The sequence below is a fragment of the Frankia sp. CcWB3 genome (assembly GCF_977927595.1).
Genome location: NZ_CDWRCK010000037.1, coordinates 13,457 through 14,813, shown reverse-complemented (window position 1 = coordinate 14,813; position 1,357 = coordinate 13,457). Strand labels below are relative to the sequence as shown.

Below are 1,357 nucleotides of genomic sequence, written 5' to 3'. Positions count from 1 at the left end.
GGCGGCCCCCTCCCCGGGCCGATCCGCGTCTCCGAGCCGGTCGAGCTTGTCCCGCTGGGACGCCGGATGATCGACCTCGAATACGGCGACGGCGGCGAGCTCCGGCATCCGCCAGGGCCGCCCGTCCAGGCCCGCGCCGAGAACCACCAGTTGCTCCGCCCGCCGCACCCCCCGATCGCCGACGGCCTCACCGTCGGCCCCGCCGACGGCCTCCCGGAGGGCCTCGTCGATGGCGACGGTACGCGGCACCATCACCTCACCGCAGGCCCGCACCATCTCGAACTCGAGCCGCGCCCCCACCCCCGCGGCGGGACACCGCCGCGCACCCACTCGACAACGCCCCGTTCGTCGGCGCGCAGGAACATCATTGCTGTCGGATCGTCGAACCGGTCGATGGCGATGCGCCCGTGCGCAACGGCCCGCCCCTGGCACACCAGCACCGCGGTCCGGCTCGCGCCCCCGTGACCGCCCATGAGCCGATGTGCCTGCACTCTTCCACGATTGCATGCCACTACCGCGGGGGCACCCACAGGCAAGAAGATGATCATCGGCCTGTCGTGCTCGCCATCGGCGGCCATGGCCGGGTGAGCGTGCTGGAAGCCGTGCACATCCACCTCGGCCTCAAGGCCCAGTCCCGCGCACCGCACGACGGCAGGCCGTTCACCGAAAGTGTCGATGGTTGCAGTGAAGCAGGCGGCATCGTGAATCGCGTGCACGACAACGCTGCCTCCGTACCCACTACAGTGGGCCGTCCGTTGCCGATCCACCCTGGTCACAGGGGGCGCGCCAGCATGCCCACCGAAGAGACCCACACCAGGTCCGGATGGCAGGATCACTCCAGGAGACCGTCGGCTTTCTCCCACCGTTACGTTCGTCGTTCCCGTCCCGCGCACCGTCTCCCCGGAAAGGGGCCAACACCCTGATGGCCGAGCAGTCCCCCCGTCGCAGCATCGAGTCCTGGGCGCACGAGCTGCCTGTGAGCTTCGTGGAATGCCGCACCATGGGACATCGCTGGCAGCCCCACAGCGCCACCTGGGACCGTGAGGCCCGCGCCTACCACGTCATCCACGCCTGCGACCGCTGCCACACCCAGCGCAAAGCCTGGTGGACCCGCAACGGCGAGGTCACCGCCGCCGGCTACACCTACCCCGAGGGCTATCTCACCCGTGACGTCGGCTATATCGGAGCCGACGGCCGCGGCGTCCTGCGCACCGAGTACCTCACCCGCATGTTCAACACGACCACTCGGCGTGCCAGCGCGAACGGCCGCTGGGACGCGGCGCCGGAGTCCTGAACGAGACCCGAACGAAACCCGGTCGACGACCCCGAAAGCTGCGGCAACCCCGAAAGCTGCGGC

The 1,357-nt window shown here is 70.2% G+C and carries 1 protein-coding gene and 1 pseudogene; one reads left to right on the top strand and one right to left on the bottom strand.

Features of this window, described 5'->3' with window-relative positions; translation table 11 throughout:
- Positions 1–473 (bottom strand): annotated as a pseudogene (locus ACY5KJ_RS05065) (class I SAM-dependent methyltransferase); the annotation flags it as partial.
- A gap of 449 nt (positions 474–922) precedes the next feature.
- Between ACY5KJ_RS05065 and ACY5KJ_RS05060 the strand changes: the two are divergent.
- Positions 923–1,294, top strand: coding sequence for a hypothetical protein (locus tag ACY5KJ_RS05060; protein WP_462202882.1), 372 nt, complete (start codon positions 923–925; stop codon positions 1,292–1,294).
- Positions 1,295–1,357: the final 63 nt, after the last annotated feature.